17 protein-coding genes are annotated in these 15444 nt (G+C 56.1%); 12 read left to right on the plus strand and 5 right to left on the minus strand.

From position 1 onward, the window contains the following. Positions 1-65: 65 nt before the first annotated feature. Both folD and ybcJ read left to right on the plus strand, forming a co-directional pair. A complete protein-coding gene (gene folD / locus RAC60_RS12210; protein ID WP_006117852.1) occupies positions 66-932 on the plus strand; it encodes a bifunctional methylenetetrahydrofolate dehydrogenase/methenyltetrahydrofolate cyclohydrolase FolD in 867 nt (288 codons plus the stop codon). Continuing rightward, on the plus strand, positions 932-1144 hold the full coding sequence (gene ybcJ / locus RAC60_RS12215) for a ribosome-associated protein YbcJ (protein ID WP_039338457.1): 213 nt from the start codon (positions 932-934) through the stop codon (positions 1142-1144). Before folD ends, ybcJ begins: the two co-directional genes overlap by 1 nt. A gap of 26 nt (positions 1145-1170) precedes the next feature. Here ybcJ and RAC60_RS12220 read toward each other — a convergent pair whose 3' ends face one another. Together RAC60_RS12220 and cysS are read right to left on the minus strand one after the other, a co-directional pair. Continuing rightward, positions 1171-2277 carry an AAA family ATPase gene (locus RAC60_RS12220; protein ID WP_375093897.1) on the minus strand — a complete coding sequence of 369 codons (1107 nt, stop codon included), beginning with the start codon at positions 2275-2277 and terminating at the stop codon, positions 1171-1173. A gap of 42 nt (positions 2278-2319) precedes the next feature. Next, positions 2320-3705, minus strand: coding sequence for a cysteine--tRNA ligase (gene cysS, locus RAC60_RS12225; RefSeq protein WP_054634387.1), 1386 nt, complete (start codon positions 3703-3705; stop codon positions 2320-2322). Positions 3706-3920: 215 nt separating this feature from the next. Here cysS and ppiB point away from each other — a divergent pair, with 215 nt between their 5' ends. The 4 genes from ppiB to purK all read left to right on the plus strand — a co-directional run bounded on the left by ppiB (position 3921) and on the right by purK (position 7014). Then, a complete protein-coding gene (ppiB, locus tag RAC60_RS12230) occupies positions 3921-4415 on the plus strand; it encodes a peptidylprolyl isomerase B (protein WP_006117856.1) in 495 nt (164 codons plus the stop codon). Then, entirely contained in the window at positions 4415-5131 is a 717-nt protein-coding gene (gene lpxH, locus RAC60_RS12235) for a UDP-2,3-diacylglucosamine diphosphatase (protein WP_164483032.1), read from the plus strand. The genes ppiB and lpxH overlap by 1 nt, the downstream gene beginning before the upstream one ends. Positions 5132-5443: 312 nt before the next feature. Next, positions 5444-5953, plus strand: coding sequence for a 5-(carboxyamino)imidazole ribonucleotide mutase (gene purE, locus RAC60_RS12240; RefSeq protein WP_006117858.1), 510 nt, complete (start codon positions 5444-5446; stop codon positions 5951-5953). Further along, complete coding sequence (purK, locus tag RAC60_RS12245; RefSeq protein WP_375093856.1) at positions 5950-7014, plus strand: 5-(carboxyamino)imidazole ribonucleotide synthase; 1065 nt, start codon at positions 5950-5952, stop codon at positions 7012-7014. The genes purE and purK overlap by 4 nt, the downstream gene beginning before the upstream one ends. Before the next feature lie 43 nt (positions 7015-7057). On the opposite strand, the gene ybbP is transcribed toward purK, so the two are convergent. Then, on the minus strand, positions 7058-9475 hold the full coding sequence (ybbP, locus tag RAC60_RS12250) for a putative ABC transporter permease subunit YbbP (protein WP_375093898.1): 2418 nt from the start codon (positions 9473-9475) through the stop codon (positions 7058-7060). Then, positions 9472-10158, minus strand: a complete 687-nt coding sequence (gene ybbA, locus RAC60_RS12255; protein ID WP_058701138.1) for a putative ABC transporter ATP-binding protein YbbA — start codon at positions 10156-10158, stop codon at positions 9472-9474. Before ybbA ends, ybbP begins: the two co-directional genes overlap by 4 nt. Between ybbA and tesA the strand changes: the two genes are divergently transcribed. The 5 genes from tesA to RAC60_RS12280 all read left to right on the plus strand — a co-directional run bounded on the left by tesA (position 10126) and on the right by RAC60_RS12280 (position 13911). Continuing rightward, positions 10126-10749: a multifunctional acyl-CoA thioesterase I/protease I/lysophospholipase L1 gene (gene tesA, locus RAC60_RS12260; protein ID WP_174250603.1), complete on the plus strand. Its 624-nt coding sequence runs from the start codon at positions 10126-10128 to the stop codon at positions 10747-10749. The two genes, ybbA and tesA, sit on opposite strands and share 33 nt — an antisense overlap. A gap of 20 nt (positions 10750-10769) precedes the next feature. Further along, on the plus strand, positions 10770-11543 hold the full coding sequence (locus RAC60_RS12265) for an SDR family oxidoreductase (protein ID WP_033738720.1): 774 nt from the start codon (positions 10770-10772) through the stop codon (positions 11541-11543). Between the two features lie 79 nt (positions 11544-11622). Then, positions 11623-12480, plus strand: a complete 858-nt coding sequence (locus tag RAC60_RS12270) for a co-chaperone YbbN (RefSeq protein ID WP_006117864.1) — start codon at positions 11623-11625, stop codon at positions 12478-12480. A 58-nt stretch (positions 12481-12538) separates the two neighbouring features. Then, on the plus strand, positions 12539-13453 hold the full coding sequence (locus RAC60_RS12275; protein WP_006117865.1) for an SPFH domain-containing protein: 915 nt from the start codon (positions 12539-12541) through the stop codon (positions 13451-13453). Further along, positions 13453-13911 carry an NfeD family protein gene (locus RAC60_RS12280; protein WP_375093859.1) on the plus strand — a complete coding sequence of 153 codons (459 nt, stop codon included), beginning with the start codon at positions 13453-13455 and terminating at the stop codon, positions 13909-13911. The genes RAC60_RS12275 and RAC60_RS12280 overlap by 1 nt, the downstream gene beginning before the upstream one ends. Here RAC60_RS12280 and cueR read toward each other — a convergent pair. After that, positions 13887-14303: a Cu(I)-responsive transcriptional regulator gene (gene cueR, locus RAC60_RS12285; protein WP_006117867.1), complete on the minus strand. Its 417-nt coding sequence runs from the start codon at positions 14301-14303 to the stop codon at positions 13887-13889. The genes RAC60_RS12280 and cueR overlap by 25 nt on opposite strands. Positions 14304-14703: 400 nt before the next feature. On the opposite strand from cueR, the gene RAC60_RS12290 reads away from it, so the two are divergent. Next, positions 14704-15036, plus strand: a complete 333-nt coding sequence (locus tag RAC60_RS12290) for a seryl-tRNA synthetase class IIa (RefSeq protein WP_033738713.1) — start codon at positions 14704-14706, stop codon at positions 15034-15036. The last annotated feature ends 408 nt before the right edge of the window (positions 15037-15444 follow it).

The following is a 15444-nucleotide window of genomic DNA, read 5'->3' on the forward strand; positions in this document are numbered from 1 at the left end:
GACGTGCTTCTGACAAAATAGGCGCCATTCCCGATTCAAACTCAACACAGTGGATTTACGCTCTGATGGCAGCAAAAATTATTGACGGTAAAACGATTGCGCAGCAGGTACGGCTTGAGGTTGCAGAAAAAGTGAAACAACGCCTGGCCGCCGGTAAACGTGCACCGGGTCTGGCCGTAGTTTTGGTAGGTGAGAACCCTGCCTCACAGATTTATGTCGGCAGCAAACGCCGCGCCTGTGAAGAAGTCGGCTTTATCTCCCGCTCTTACGATCTGCCCGACACTACCAGTGAAGCGGAATTGCTGCAGCTGATTGATACTCTTAACAGCGACAACACGATCGATGGCATTCTGGTGCAGCTGCCTTTGCCAGCCGGCATTGATAACGTCAAAGTGCTTGAGCGCATCACGCCCGATAAAGATGTTGATGGTTTCCATCCCTATAACGTTGGTCGCCTGTGCCAGCGTGCGCCAAAACTGCGCCCGTGCACCCCGCGCGGCATTGTGACACTGCTGGAGCGCTACAACATTGATGCTTACGGGCTCAATGCGGTGGTTGTCGGTGCATCAAACATTGTGGGCCGTCCCATGAGCATGGAACTGCTGTTAGCCGGCTGCACAACCACCGTCACGCACCGTTTTACCCGCGATCTGCGCCACCATGTTGAACACGCCGATCTGCTGATTGTCGCGGTCGGTAAACCCCATTTTATTCCGGGCGACTGGATTAAACCGGGCGCAATCGTCATCGATGTCGGTATTAACCGTCTTGAAAGCGGCAAAGTGGTCGGGGATGTGGATTATGAGGCTGCCTTTGAACGTGCTTCTTATATCACCCCGGTTCCGGGTGGCGTAGGGCCAATGACCGTGGCGACACTTATTCAAAATACCTTGCAGGCATGCGAAGCGTTTCATGATGGGGAGCAGGCATAATGGCTACGTTTTCTTTGGGCAAATTTCCCCACGTTGATCTCTGCGATCTGCTGAAACTTGAAGGCTGGGTAGAAAGCGGTGCACAGGCTAAAGTGGCGATCGGTGACGGCGACGTGCGGGTCGACGGCGAAGTCGAAACCCGTAAGCGCTGCAAAATCTTTCAGGGGCAAACGGTCGAGTTTGCCGGGCAGCGCGTTACCGTTGTTGCCTGATCCGCTGGTGCCCCAGGCGGGGCACCTTAAATCCGCGCCTCTCCCACTATCCGCGTCTCACCGTTAACCTGCTCCAGCGCAATGTGACTGACCTCTGCATGTTGTGCAATCAGCGTCGCCAGCCGGGGTGAATGGCTGGTGATCCATAACTGACTGAACTGACTGGCCTCGGCAATCAGGACGGCAAGGGCAGGCAGTAAATCCTCATGCAGGCTGTTTTCAGGCTCGTTCAGCGCCATAAAGGCAGGCGGGCGCGGGCTGAGCAGCGCCACGACCAGGCAGAGGAAGCGCAGCGTACCATCGGAAAATTCGGCGCTTTCCAGCGGGCGCAAAATGCCCTGGCGCTGCATCAGCATCTGAAAACGTCCGTTCTGCACATTCACCTGAAACTCAGTGTCCGGGAAGGCTGTTTTCATCACTTTATACAACAGTTCATGATGCCCACGTTCCACTATCGTTGCCCATGCTGCGGCAAGATTACTGCCATCATGGGCCAGAACGGGTGCGCGCACGCCAATCTGCGGCGAACGAATCGGTGAACCTGGCCAGACGGCAAACTCATGATAAAAGCGCCATGCTTTCAGGCGTTCACGCATCCGGGAAAGTTCGGGATAGCGGTGCGGCTCCCCCAGTTGTCCAAACAGGGATTCTTCAGGATGCAGTACGCCAGCATAACTGACGCGCTCTCCGTCGATGTTATGCAGAAAGGCGGTCTGATTAGTGCGCTGCATAATGCAGGAAGACGGTCGGCGCTGCTGGCCACTCAGCCAGATGCGTTCTTCTTTAACCAGCGGATCCAGGTTAAACAGGCTGGTTGATAGCGGTTCAGGAAAACCGGTTTCCAGCTGGTAATCCATATCATCCATCGTCACGGCCAGAATGAGCCGCTTAGGATCATGTCGGCGGTCGCCACGGCGCAATCCGCCCGCCCACATCACTTTTTGCACCCCGCCCTCTTCGGCCAGCGCCAGCGCAAGCCGTCCGTTAGCCGCCTCGTGCAGCAGCCGCACCGCTTTATAAAGATTGGATTTACCACAGCCGTTGGGACCGCTCACCACGTTGAGCGGGTGCAGCGGAAGCGTGAGATCGCGTACCGAACGGAAACCGCGAATGTGAATCTGCTTTATCGTCATCGACAAAAAAGGGCGATTGCTCGCCCTCTCCTGTGTTGCGTGTTATTTACGTCGCCAGGTGGAACCCTGCGGGCCGTCTTCCACAATCACGCCCAGCGCATTGAGCTTATCGCGTGCCACATCCGCCTGCGCCCAGTCTTTCGCCGCACGCGCATCGGCGCGGGCTTTGACCCAGTGTTCAATTTCAGCCACTTCATCGTCATTGCCTTGGGCACTGCTTTGCAAAAACACTTCCGGCTCCTGTTGCAGAATCCCCAATACATTGGCGATTTCACGCAGTTTTGCTGCCAGCGCACTGGCGGCCGTCATGTCTTCACTTTTCAGACGATTCACTTCACGCGCCATATCAAACAGCACCGAATAGGCTTCTGGCGTGTTGAAATCGTCGTTCATTGCTTCGCGGAAACGGGCTTCGAACGCCTCGCCACCGCTGGCCGCTACGGTGCGGTCAGTATGACGCAGCGCGGTGTAAAGGCGTTCCAGCGCGGCGCGTGCCTGGTTCAGGTTATCTTCACCATAATTTAGCTGGCTGCGATAGTGGCCCGACATCAGAAAGTAACGCACGGTTTCGGCATCATAATGCTGTAGCACATCGCGCACGGTGAAAAAGTTGTTCAGTGACTTCGACATCTTTTCACGGTCAATCATCACCATGCCGGAATGCATCCAGTAATTCACATACGGACCATCGTGGGCACAGGTCGACTGGGCGATTTCGTTTTCATGATGGGGAAACATCAGATCAGAACCGCCACCGTGAATATCAAAGTGCGCACCCAGCTGTTTGCAGTTCATCGCCGAACATTCAATGTGCCAGCCCGGACGACCGTTGCCCCACGGCGATGGCCATGAAGGTTCGTCCGCTTTGGACATTTTCCACAGCACGAAATCCATCGGGTTACGTTTCACGTCGGCAACCTCTACACGCGCACCTGCCTGTAGCTGCTCCAGATCCTGACGCGACAGTGCGCCATAATCAACATCGCTCAGGACATCAAACATGACATCGCCGTTATCCGCGACATAGGCGTGACCGCGGGCAATCAGCGTTTCCACCAGCGCAATGATGTCAGGAATATGGCGCGTGGCACGCGGCTCCACATCCGGCGGTAAAATCCCCAGCGCATCGAAGTCGCTGTGCATTTCGCCGATCATACGGTTGGTCAGCGTTTCGATGCTCTCGCCGTTCTCATTGGCTCGTTTGATGATTTTGTCATCAATGTCGGTAATGTTGCGCACATAATTGACGTCATAACCGACGTAGCGCAGATAGCGCGAAACCACGTCGAAGGCCACAAACGTGCGCCCGTGCCCAATGTGACAGAGGTCATACACCGTGATGCCGCAGACATACATGCCGATTTTGCCAGCATGAATAGGGGTGAATTCCTCTTTTTGTCGACTCAGGGTGTTGTAAATCTTCAGCATTGGGGGTTTCCGTAGTGAGGCGTGCGTAACGCACCGTTTTGAGTATCCTGTCATTGTGCCGTATTTTTATCTGTCACGCGACGCAAAGCAAGCCAACTGCGCTGCCTGGCTGACGTATTATCGGAAATTATGATATAAGAACGTTCGAGAAAAAGGCGTGTGCGCTTAAAAGCACACCCTATGCTACTGACGACAACCTTTACAGGACGAAAAAAATGGTAACTTTCCAGACTAACCATGGCGATATCGTGATCAAGACCTTCGATGACAAAGCGCCCGCAACCGTAAAGAACTTCCTGGATTACTGCCGTGAAGGTTTCTACGACAACACCATTTTCCACCGTGTGATTAACGGCTTTATGATTCAGGGCGGCGGTTTTGAGCCTGGCATGAAGCAGAAAGCCACCAAAGAAGAGATCCGTAACGAAGCCAACAACGGTCTGAAAAACACCAAAGGCACGCTGGCCATGGCCCGTACCTCTGCGCCGCACTCTGCGACCGCACAGTTCTTCATCAACGTGGCGGACAACGACTTCCTGAACTTCCGTGACGAAAGCTTGCAGGGCTGGGGTTACTGTGTATTTGCTGAAGTGGTTGAAGGGATGGACGTGGTAGAGAAAATCAAAGCGGTTTCAACTGGTCGCAGCGGTATGCATCAGGACGTACCGAAAGATGACGTCATCATTCAGAAAGTGACCGTTAGCGAGTAATGTCGCGCACGCTGTTTATCGCAGATCTCCATCTGTGTCAGGAAGAACCGGCGATTACCGCCGGTTTTCTGCATTTTTTGCAGCGCGAAGCGCCTCACTGCGACGCGCTTTATATTCTGGGCGATCTGTTCGAAGCCTGGATCGGTGATGACGATCCGAATCCGCTGCATCAACAGGTTGCCAGCGCCCTTCATGCCCTGCCCGTGCCGGTCTTTTTTATTCACGGCAACCGCGATTTTCTGATCGGCAAACGCTTTGCCCGCGCCAGCGGCATGACCTTATTGCCCGAGGAGCAGGTTCTGACGCTTTATGGTCACCGACTTCTGATTATGCATGGCGATACGTTGTGCACCGACGATGCGGGTTATCTGCAGTTCCGGGCGAAAGTGCATAATCTCTGGATTCAACGTCTGTTCCTGACGCTGCCGCTGTTTATTCGTAAACGGATTGCGGCACGGATGCGCGCCAACAGTAAACAGGCCAACCAGCATAAGTCGCTGGAGATTATGGATGTCAATCAACAGGCCGTGGTCGATGCGATGGTACGTCAGCAGGTGCCTTTACTGATTCATGGTCATACGCACCGCCCCGCTATCCATGATGTGTCGCTGAACGGAGCCCCCGCACAGCGCGCGGTATTGGGTGCCTGGCACAGCCGGGGATCAATGATCCAACTGGATGCAAACGGCATCCAGCTCATCGACTTCGATTTTTAGTCGTCCGGTGACATCGCGTTGCACACCTGCGCTGAGGCCCGTCGAGCGGCGCAAGGTACCCGGGGACTGTGCGAACGGGCGGCAGGCCAGCATAGTGAAACGCGTTCACGCCCTGCCGCCTGCCTTCCCCGCCCTGCGGTGAGCTGAGTTGTCTCACTCAGGCCGTATGCATTCCTGATGCGATAAGCTTATCGTCTGACGCTAACCCGCCCGACGCAACCGTTTTCCTTGCGCCTTTCTCATGGTATTCTCTGTGCCCTTCAAAACCTGTCCGCCTGGTCAGGTGTGTTTTTATTCACAGGAGTTGACCGCATGTCGTCGAATGCCGCCCCGGCCCGCATCGCAGTTGTTATGGGTTCCAAAAGTGACTGGTCCACCATGCAGTTCGCTGCGGAAATCCTTACCAGCCTGGACGTGCCCTTCCATGTGGAAGTGGTGTCAGCGCACCGTACCCCGGATAAACTGTTTAGCTTTGCGGAAACCGCAGCGGACAACGGTTTTCAGGTGATTATTGCCGGTGCCGGTGGCGCGGCGCATTTGCCAGGGATGCTGGCTGCCAAGACCCTGCTGCCGGTACTCGGTGTGCCGGTACAGAGCGCCGCGCTGAGCGGCGTCGACAGCCTCTACTCGATTGTGCAAATGCCACGCGGCATTCCGGTCGGCACGCTGGCCATTGGCAAAGCGGGCGCCGCTAACGCAGCCCTGCTGGCGGCGCAGATTCTGGCGATTCATGACAGCGCGCTGGCGTCACGTCTGGCCGCCTGGCGTCAGTCACAGACCGATGAGGTACTGGACAATCCGGACCCGCGGGAGGAAGCATGAAGCCGGTTTGCGTACTGGGTAACGGACAGCTTGGCCGTATGTTACGTCAGGCGGGCGAGCCTATGGGCATTGCCGTGCATCCGGTTGGCCTGGATGCCGACCCTGCTGCCCTGCCTATCGCCGGGAGCGTGATTACGGCTGAGATCGAACGCTGGCCCGAGACGGCACTGACGCGCGAACTCGCGAGCCACCCGGCCTTTGTGAATCGCGATATCTTCCCGCGGCTGGCCGACCGTCTGACGCAAAAACAGCTGCTGGATCAGCTCAGTCTGGCGACTGCCCCCTGGCAACTGCTGGCGGACAAAGGTGAATGGCCGCAAGTTTTCAAAACGTTGGGCGAACTGGCTATTGTTAAGCGCCGCACGGGCGGTTATGACGGTCGTGGCCAATGGCGGTTACGTGCCGGTGAAACCGATACGTTACCCGACGACTGTTATGGTGAATGCATTGTCGAACAAGGCATTAACTTCTCGGGGGAAGTGTCGCTGGTCGGCGCGCGCGGCCATGATGGCAGCACCGTATTTTATCCGCTGACACATAATCTGCATGAAGAAGGCATTCTGCGTACCAGCGTTGCGTTCCCGCAGGCAGATGCCGCGCAGCAACAGCAGGCTGAGGCGATGTTAAGCGCTATCCTGCACGAGCTGAACTACGTCGGCGTCATGGCCATGGAATGCTTTGTCACGCCGCAGGGATTGCTGATTAACGAACTGGCGCCTCGCGTTCACAACAGCGGGCACTGGACTCAGAACGGGGCCTCAATCAGTCAGTTTGAACTTCACCTGCGCGCTATTCTGGGTCTGGCTCTGCCACAGCCCGTGGTCATTGCGCCCTCAGTGATGGTTAACCTGATTGGCACAGCGTTAAATACTGACTGGCTCCAGCAGCCGCTGGTGCATTTGCACTGGTACGACAAAGCGGTGCGTGAAGGACGCAAAGTCGGTCACCTCAACCTGACCGACAGCGACCAGAGCCGTCTCGCTGCCGCCTTGCAGGCCTTGTTGCCGCTGTTACCTGCCGGGTATGCCAGCGGTATTCGCTGGGCAGCAGCCAAGCTGTAAATCTGTTCACGACCGGGCGCAGTATCATCGCGCCCGGTCGGTTTTACGTCGCGTCAAATGTCCTGAACAACGCATTGCCTTTCAACAAACGCACGCCCAGCCAGCCACCACAGAGCGACAGTAAGAGCGCGCCGCCCAGCGGTAAGGCCAGCCACAATGTCCAGTCGGGTTGCCACGGAAAATCAAAGATTTTACGCTGCAATGCCCAGAGTGCGGCCTCAGCACCGAGCGCCGCCGCAATGCCCGAGACGACGCCAATCAGCGCAAATTCACACCACAACGTAGTGCGCAGCAGACGTTTGCCCGCGCCCAGCGTGCGATAGACGACCAGCTCCTGTCGGCGCTGGCGCATCCCCACCTGAATCTGCGCCATGAGCAGCAATACACCGCAGGCCGTGACCAGCACTACCATGATTTCCAGTGCCTGGCTGACCTGGGTCAGAACCTGTCCAATCTGACGCAGGATACTGCCGATATCCAGCAGACTCAGCGTGGGAAATGTGCGGTTAAGCTGCGCCAGTAATGCGGCACGGTTGTCCAGACGGAAACTGGTCAGCCAGGTCAGCGGCTGGCTGTCCAGCGCGCCGGGGGGAAAAATAAAGAAGAAATTGGGGCGCAGGCTTTCCCAGTCCACTTTTCGCAGACTGGTGATTTTGGCGCTGAACCGCTGCGTATCGCCCTCAAAGGTCAAACTGTCGCCCGGTTTTACCCCCAGGCGATCGGCCAGCGCCACCTCCATGGACACTTCTCCGGCTTTCGGCGGCCAGCTCCCCGCGACAAGCGGATTATGATCGGGAAGCGTTGCCAGCGCAGTCAGATTCAGTTCGCGGTTCAGCGCGTTGTCCCGTGCGGGATCGGCAGGCTGACCGTTAATCTCACTCAGGCGCATGCGCGCAATCGGGTAAAAGGTTTCAGGTTTAACCTGATGCGACTGCAGAAACTCACGCACCTGCGGAATCTGCTCCGCCGTGATATTGAGCAGGAAAAAGTTCGGGCTGTCTGCGGGCAACTGCTGCTGCCAGCGATCCAGCAGATCACCCCGCATCACCAGCAGCAACGCCAGTAACATAAACGACAGGGAAAAGGCGGCAAGCTGACTCAGCGTCATAGCAGGCTGACGCAGTAAACGATTAATGGCAAGCCGCAGCGCCAGATTACGTACGGACAAACGACGCAGAAGCAGTAATGTGCCCCAGCCGAGCAGGGCCAGCAGCCCTGCCAGCACCATTACGCCCGCCAGCAGTGCCCAGAGCATTTTGCTGCCGCCGACCAGTACCGCCAGCAGCGCCACCACCAGTAAGCCCATCGCGGGCAGATAGATTTTCAGCGGCCAGACGGCGGCAACGGCATCGCGTCGCAACACGCGTAACGGCTGTGTCGCCAGCAGCAAGCGGTAAGGACGTAATCCCACCAGCAGGGAAATCATAAACAGCGAACCGATCGCCCACACCCACGGCCACAGGCTGGCCGCTGGCAGAGACGCCGGCAGCACCGGTTTCAACATCGCCATCAGGATGGCTTCAACCACCTGACCGACTGCGCCACCGGCCAGGGCGGCCAGCAGCAACACCGCCAGCCACTGACCGATGATCAATCGTTGTAACGCGCCGCGCGTGGCACCCAGCGTTTTCAGCACGGCCACCAGATCGTAGCGGCTGCGGCAGTAGTGACTCATGGCGACCGCCACCGCGGCAATGGCGAGCATCAGCGTTAACAGAGCAGATAACAGCAAAAACTGCTGGGCACGCTGCATGGAGCGGCCCAGCGCGTCTTCCGAATTTTCAATACTGATCCAGCGCTGCCCGGTTTTAATCTGTGGCGTTATCCAGCGGTCATACGTGTCCAGTTGCTGAGGCTTGCCTGCGAATTTGTAGCGCCAGGTGAGGCGACTGCCGGGCTGGATGGCACCGGTTTTATCCGCGTCAGCCAGGTTAATCAGTAAACGCGGGGCCATCTCAAACGGATTAAAACCGCCATCTGGCTCCTGGATAACCTCACCCGTAATACGTAGCGTGGTATCGCCCACATCCAGTTCATCGCCGACGTGCAGATTAAGCAGTGCCATTAAACGCGGCGCGGCCAGCGCGGTACCGGGCTGGGGCTTCAGGCCTGGCGGCTGCGTTTTCAGCTCACCAAACATCGGATAAGTGTTTTCTACGGCTTTCACCGCAGCCAACTGCGGTGTCTGACCGGCAAAAGTCATGGTCATAAAGCTTAACTGTCGGCTGACTAATAACCCCATTTCGCGGGCTTTATCCAGCCATGCCGCCGGCGCCGCCGTGCTGCTGCGCAACGTGCGATCGCCCGCCATAAAATCCCGGCTCTGCTGGCTCAGCCCCTTTTCCATGCGATCGCTAATCGATCCCAGCGCCAGCACACAGGCGACAGCCAGCGTTAACGCCAGCCAGACGATCAATAATGAGGGCGAGCGCCACTCACGCCAGAACCACCGCCAGATCATTTTTCCTCCCATAATTTTCCCTCGCGCAGACGCAAACGGCGGTCACAACGCGCCGCCAGCTGCGCATCGTGGGTAACCAGAATTAACGTCGTGGCAAAATCGCGATTGAGGGAAAATAACAGGTCGGCAATGCGATCGCCGGTGTGGCGATCCAGATTGCCTGTGGGTTCATCGGCAAACAGCAGCCCCGGACGGCCGCTGAACGCCCGCGCCAGCGCAACGCGTTGTTGTTCGCCGCCGGATAACTGCGCAGGCAGATGCTGTAAACGCCCGGCCAGGCCTAACTGCGTCAGGAGATCGCGCGCCTGATCGCGGCTCTGCCGATCGCTCTCACCGCGCAGCAGTGCAGGTAACTGGACGTTTTCCAGCGCGTTGAGCGTGGGCACCAGCATAAATGACTGGAACACGAACCCGACCTGCTTCGCGCGCAACGCGGCACGCTGTTCTTCGTTCATGTGATGTAACGGCTGCCCCAACAGATGCACTTCACCTTCGCTGCCGTCATCCAGCCCGGCCAGAATGCCCAGCAAGGTAGATTTACCGGATCCTGACTCGCCAATCAGGGCTATCGTTTCTGCTGGTTTGACAACTAACTCAACTCCGGTAAGGATGGTTAACTGATGCTCTCCCTGACCCACGGACTTAGTAAGATGATGAACTTCAAGAATGTTTTCCGCTGGCATTATCCTTTCCTGTTATTGTGCTGTCTGCTGGTGTCCCGTCTTGCTGCGGCCGATACGTTGCTGGTGCTGGGTGACAGCCTGAGCGCAGGCTATCAAATGTCAGCCAGTCAGGCCTGGCCCAGCCTGCTGAATAAACAGTGGCAGCAGCAGCCCAGCGTCGTGAATGCCAGTATCAGTGGCGATACCGCCGCACAAGGGCTGGCACGCTTACCTGCCCTATTAAAACAACATCAGCCGCAGTGGGTGTTAATCGAACTGGGCGGTAATGACGGTCTGCGCGGCTTTCCTCCCAAAGACGTGGCGCAAACGCTGGGCACCATCATCGATCAGGTGAAAGCCGCAAAGGCAAAACCGATTCTGATGCAGATACGTTTACCCGCGAACTATGGCCGCCGTTATACTGATGCCTTCCGCGATATTTATCCGCAACTGGCAAAACAGTACGACATTGCTTTAGTGCCCTTTTTTATGGAGCAGGTTTATTTGAAACCGGAATGGATGCAGCAGGATGGGATTCACCCCAATCCTGATGCCCAACCGTTTATCGCCGACCTGATGGCAAAAGAGCTGGCTCCCTTAGTTAAGCAGTAGTTGTGCAAAAAAGGTAACGCATGCAAAAAACCATTTTGATAACGGGCTGCTCCAGCGGGATTGGTCTGGTCGCCGCCAAAGATCTGCTGGCACGCGGCTATCACGTCATCGCAGCCTGTCGTAAAGCCGACGATGTCGCACGGATGGACAGCCTGGGATTCACAGGGCTGCAGCTGGATCTGGACGATCCTGACAGCGTTGATCGCGCTGCCGACAGGGTACTGGCGCTGACGCATGGCCGACTGTTTGCGCTGTTTAACAATGCGGGATTTGGCACCTATGGTCCCTTAAATACCCTGACGCGCCAGCAACTGGAAAAGCAGTTTTCCAGCAATGTGTTCGGCACTCATCAGCTCACCCTGCGCCTGCTCCCGGCCTTAAAGGCCTGGGGCAATGCCCGAATCATTAATACCAGCTCGGTGCTGGGCATTATTTCGACGCCGGGCCGCGGCGCTTATGCGGCCAGTAAATACGCGCTGGAAGCCTGGAGCGACGCGTTACGTATGGAACTGCATACCAGTGGCGTGCGTGTCAGTTTAATCGAACCGGGCCCCATTCATACCCGCTTCACGGATAATGTTACTCAGGGTGAGCAGGATAATCCGGTGCAAAATCCGGGCCTTGCGGCACGTTTTACATTACCACCTGAGGCCATTTTACCCAAACTGCGCCACGCACTGGAGAGCAACCATCCTCGCCTGCGTTATCCGGTGACGCTGGTCGCGCATATCATGAGCCTGTTGAAACGTCTGCTGCCTGGCTGGATACTGGATCGCATAATTCGCAGTCAGTGAGGCGAATCCGCGAATACAACTTGAAGCCGGGTCGGTCGGCCCCATATTCTTTAAACATTTTCTGCAAAGAGACTTAGTCATGTCACCACACGCTTCGATTATCGACATTAACGAATCCAACCTGCATCAGACCCTTGAGCAGTCAATGCAGATTCCGGTGCTGTTCTACTTTTGGTCGGATCGCAGCCAACACTGTCAGGAACTGACGCCACTGCTGGAACGCCTGGCGCAGGAATATGCAGGCCAGTTTATTCTTGCCAGACTGGATTGTGACAAGGAACAACGGGTTGCCTCACAGTTTGGGTTACGCTCCATTCCCACGGTTTACCTGTTCCAGAATGGCCAGCCCGTCGATGGCTTCCAGGGGCCGCAGCCAGAAGAGGCCGTGCGCGCCCTGCTGGAAAAAGTGCTGCCGCGCGAAGAAGAGCTAAAAGCCCAACAGGCGATGGCGCTGATGCAGGAAGGCAAACCGCTGGACGCGCTGCCGCTGCTGAAAGACGCCTGGCAGCTCAGTAATAAAGACAGCGAAATCGGCTTTCTGCTGGCAGAAGTGCTGATTACGTTAAATCGTAGCGACGAAGCTGAAACCGTATTAAAGGCCGTTCCCCTGCAGGATCAGGACACCCGTTATCAAAGCCTGGTCGCGCAGATCGACCTGCTGAAACAGGCCGCTGACACGCCAGAAATTCAGCAGTTGCAGTCGCAGCTGGAAAGTGATCCGGACAACGCCGAACTGGCAACCAAACTGTCGCTTCAGCTGCATCAGGTCGGACGCAATGAAGAAGCGCTGGAACTGTTATTTAGTTTTATCAAACGCGATCTGAATGCTGCAGATGGCCAGGCGCGTAAAATGTTGCAGGAGATTCTGGCTGCATTAGGCACCGGCGACGCCCTCGCTGCACGCTACCGCCGCCAGCTTTACTCCCTGCTTTACTGAGGTAAGCAGAAAACGGGCCGAACGACTTGGCCCGTCACGCTGACAACCCGGAGGTTATATGTTCACGGTTATTCCCGTTCTTATCTTGGTCGCACTGGTCATTGTCTGGTCCGGCGTGAAAATTGTGCCGCAAGGTTACCAGTGGACAGTTGAACGCTTTGGTCGTTATACCCGTACACTGCAGCCCGGCCTGAGTCTGGTCGTGCCTTTCATGGATCGTATCGGGCATAAGATCAACATGATGGAACGGGTGCTGGATATTCCCTCCCAGGAGATCATCTCCAAAGATAATGCGAACGTGACCATCGACGCCGTCTGTTTTGTTCAGGCTATCGATCCGGCGCGGGCTGCCTATGAAGTCAGTAATCTTGAACTGGCTATCCTCAATCTCACTATGACCAATATGCGCACCGTGCTGGGCAGCATGGAACTTGACGAGATGCTGTCCCAGCGTGACAGCATTAATACGCGCCTGCTGCATATTCTGGACGAAGCCACCAATCCCTGGGGCGTAAAAATCACCCGTATCGAAATCCGCGATGTCCGGCCGCCGCAGGAGCTGATCGGTGCTATGAATGCGCAAATGAAGGCCGAACGCACCAAACGTGCCGATATTTTAACGGCGGAGGGCGTGCGTCAGGCAGAGATTTTGCGCGCGGAGGGAGAGAAACAGGCCCAGATTTTGAAAGCGGAAGGGGAAAGAACGTCAGCTTTCCTTCAGGCAGAAGCGCGTGAGCGCCAGGCTGAAGCGGAAGCCCGTGCGACAAAAATGGTGTCGGACGCCATTGCCTCAGGCAATATCCAGGCCGTGAACTACTTTGTGGCGCAGAAATATACCGACGCGCTGCAAAAAATTGGCGAATCCAGCAACAGTAAAGTGGTGATGATGCCGCTGGATGCCAGCAGCCTGATGGGCGCCGTTGGCGGTATCAGTGAGTTGTTAAAAGAAACCCGTAGCGAGTCAACGCGCTGATGCTCAGCGAAATTGTGGCGCATCCGCACGGATTCTGGCTGACGCTGGGCGGCTTACTGCTGGCGGCTGAGATGCTGGGTACCAGTGGTTATCTGCTCTGGAGCGGGCTGGCCGCCATGCTGGTTGGCCTTGTAGTCTGGTTTCTCCCCATGAACTGGGCCGCACAAGGGATGCTGTTTGCCCTGTTCACACTGGTCAGCGTATTTTTATGGTCTCGCTGGCTGCGCTACCGCGAACGTCAGCAGCAGCCCGGTTCACTGAATCAGCGCGGCAGCCAGATGATTGGTTTACACCTGACGCTGGAACAGACGCTGCAAAACGGTATCGGACATGTGCCCATCGGTGACAGCAGCTGGCGCGTTCAGGCCGAACACAATTTGCCTGCCGGAACCGAAGTGGTCATCGTGGCCGTTGAAGGCATCACGCTACGTATTCAGCCACGTTTGCCGTCAGCCTGACGGCAGCAACCTGCCAGGTCATTAATGATGGGGCAGTCTGCACTGTCGTTGCCCGGACAGGCTGCCGCCAGCGCCAGCAAACGTGCGCGCATGGCGTGCAACTCTTCAATATGCGCAGCAATCTCATCGGCTTTTTGCAGCGTACGTGCCTTCACATCGGCGCTGTGACGTTCAGGATCGTTAAACAGCGCAACCAGTTCGCGGCATTCATCCAGCGTAAAGCCAACCTGGCGCGCCTGGCGCAGCAGATTCAGCTCATCAAGATGATGCGTATTGTAATGCCGGTAACCATTATCCCCGCGCAACGGGGGCGTCACGACGCCCTTCTCCTCATAAAAACGAATAGCCTTGCTGGTCAGTCCGGTCTTTTTCGCTACGGCACTAATATTCATAATGGGTTCCCTGCCCTTCCCCTTAACAGTTAGCGGGATGATGAAAACAACGTTTGCACGCTGCTGGCTTAATACTCAGTTTACCTGTTTAGCCTCTGCCTTATCACCCTGGTTTCACTTCACTATGTTGACCCGCTTTCCTGAGAAACTATAGCGCACATCACCCCGTTTCTGAGGTCTGAGCCTGCTCATCGTCAGGCTTCAGAGACCGCGCGTTGATTCCTGTTTCCCTTATGTTGCTTACGTTGGCAGCTCTTCCTCTGCCCCAGGCCGCACGTGCACAAGCACGGCACTCAAAGCAACGCCATAAAAAACAGCCACATAAATCTTGTCAATGCGTAAAAATCTTATAAAATGCCGCCCATTTGTAACTGTTAATCACATAAATTAAGGAGTGATTATGGCTTTAGTCAGCTGCCCGGAGTGTCATAAGGAAGTAAGTGATTCAGCATTACGTTGTCCGTCATGTGCCAAACAGCTCAGAAAACCACGCCGTTCGTTCTTTGGCAAAGTCATCAAATGGGCTTTCATCCTGTTTAACATTCTCATGATCTACTGCCTTGTTGCCGGATTAAGTGGAAGCGGCGAGGTGGTCAACAACGCGGCTTCTGATGCGGAAAGAGCGGGTGCTGCGATCGGTGCCGGTTTAGGTGTCATGGCTATTGGCGGCATTTGGGTGATTGGCGACATTATTCTGGGCATACTGGTCCTCTTCACAAGACCGAAGGGATGATGGACGTCACAGCGGTGTTGTACAGTATTTTTTGCGTTAAATGCGCCAGTGCGTCACCCCGCGATAACGCGTAAAAAACCCTGTATCGTGACCATCATTAACGATTAAGTCTGACAGTGAAGCGGACAGGCCCTGAAGGCGCCCTGCTGCGCAACCCCGGCAAAGGCTCGCCGCTCAGATAATCCGATTCGGGTTAGTTGGCACACAGCTCGTCTGACGCCGAAACGATGCATAAAAGCCCCGCGGATAACCTGGGGCTTTTGCTTTTCCACCCCCACCCGCGACACGGGCTGCACATTTTTTACCCACCCATTCTGGCATTCTGTCCCTTTTAACAGCCTGTATTTGACCTTCCCCTTGATGGAAGGTTTATCCTTAGTCACAGTCACTTCTGACTACTCACTCCGC

Origin of the sequence: Pantoea sp. BR_17 (assembly GCF_041955125.1) — a bacterium.
GTDB lineage: Bacteria > Pseudomonadota > Gammaproteobacteria > Enterobacterales > Enterobacteriaceae > Pantoea > Pantoea stewartii.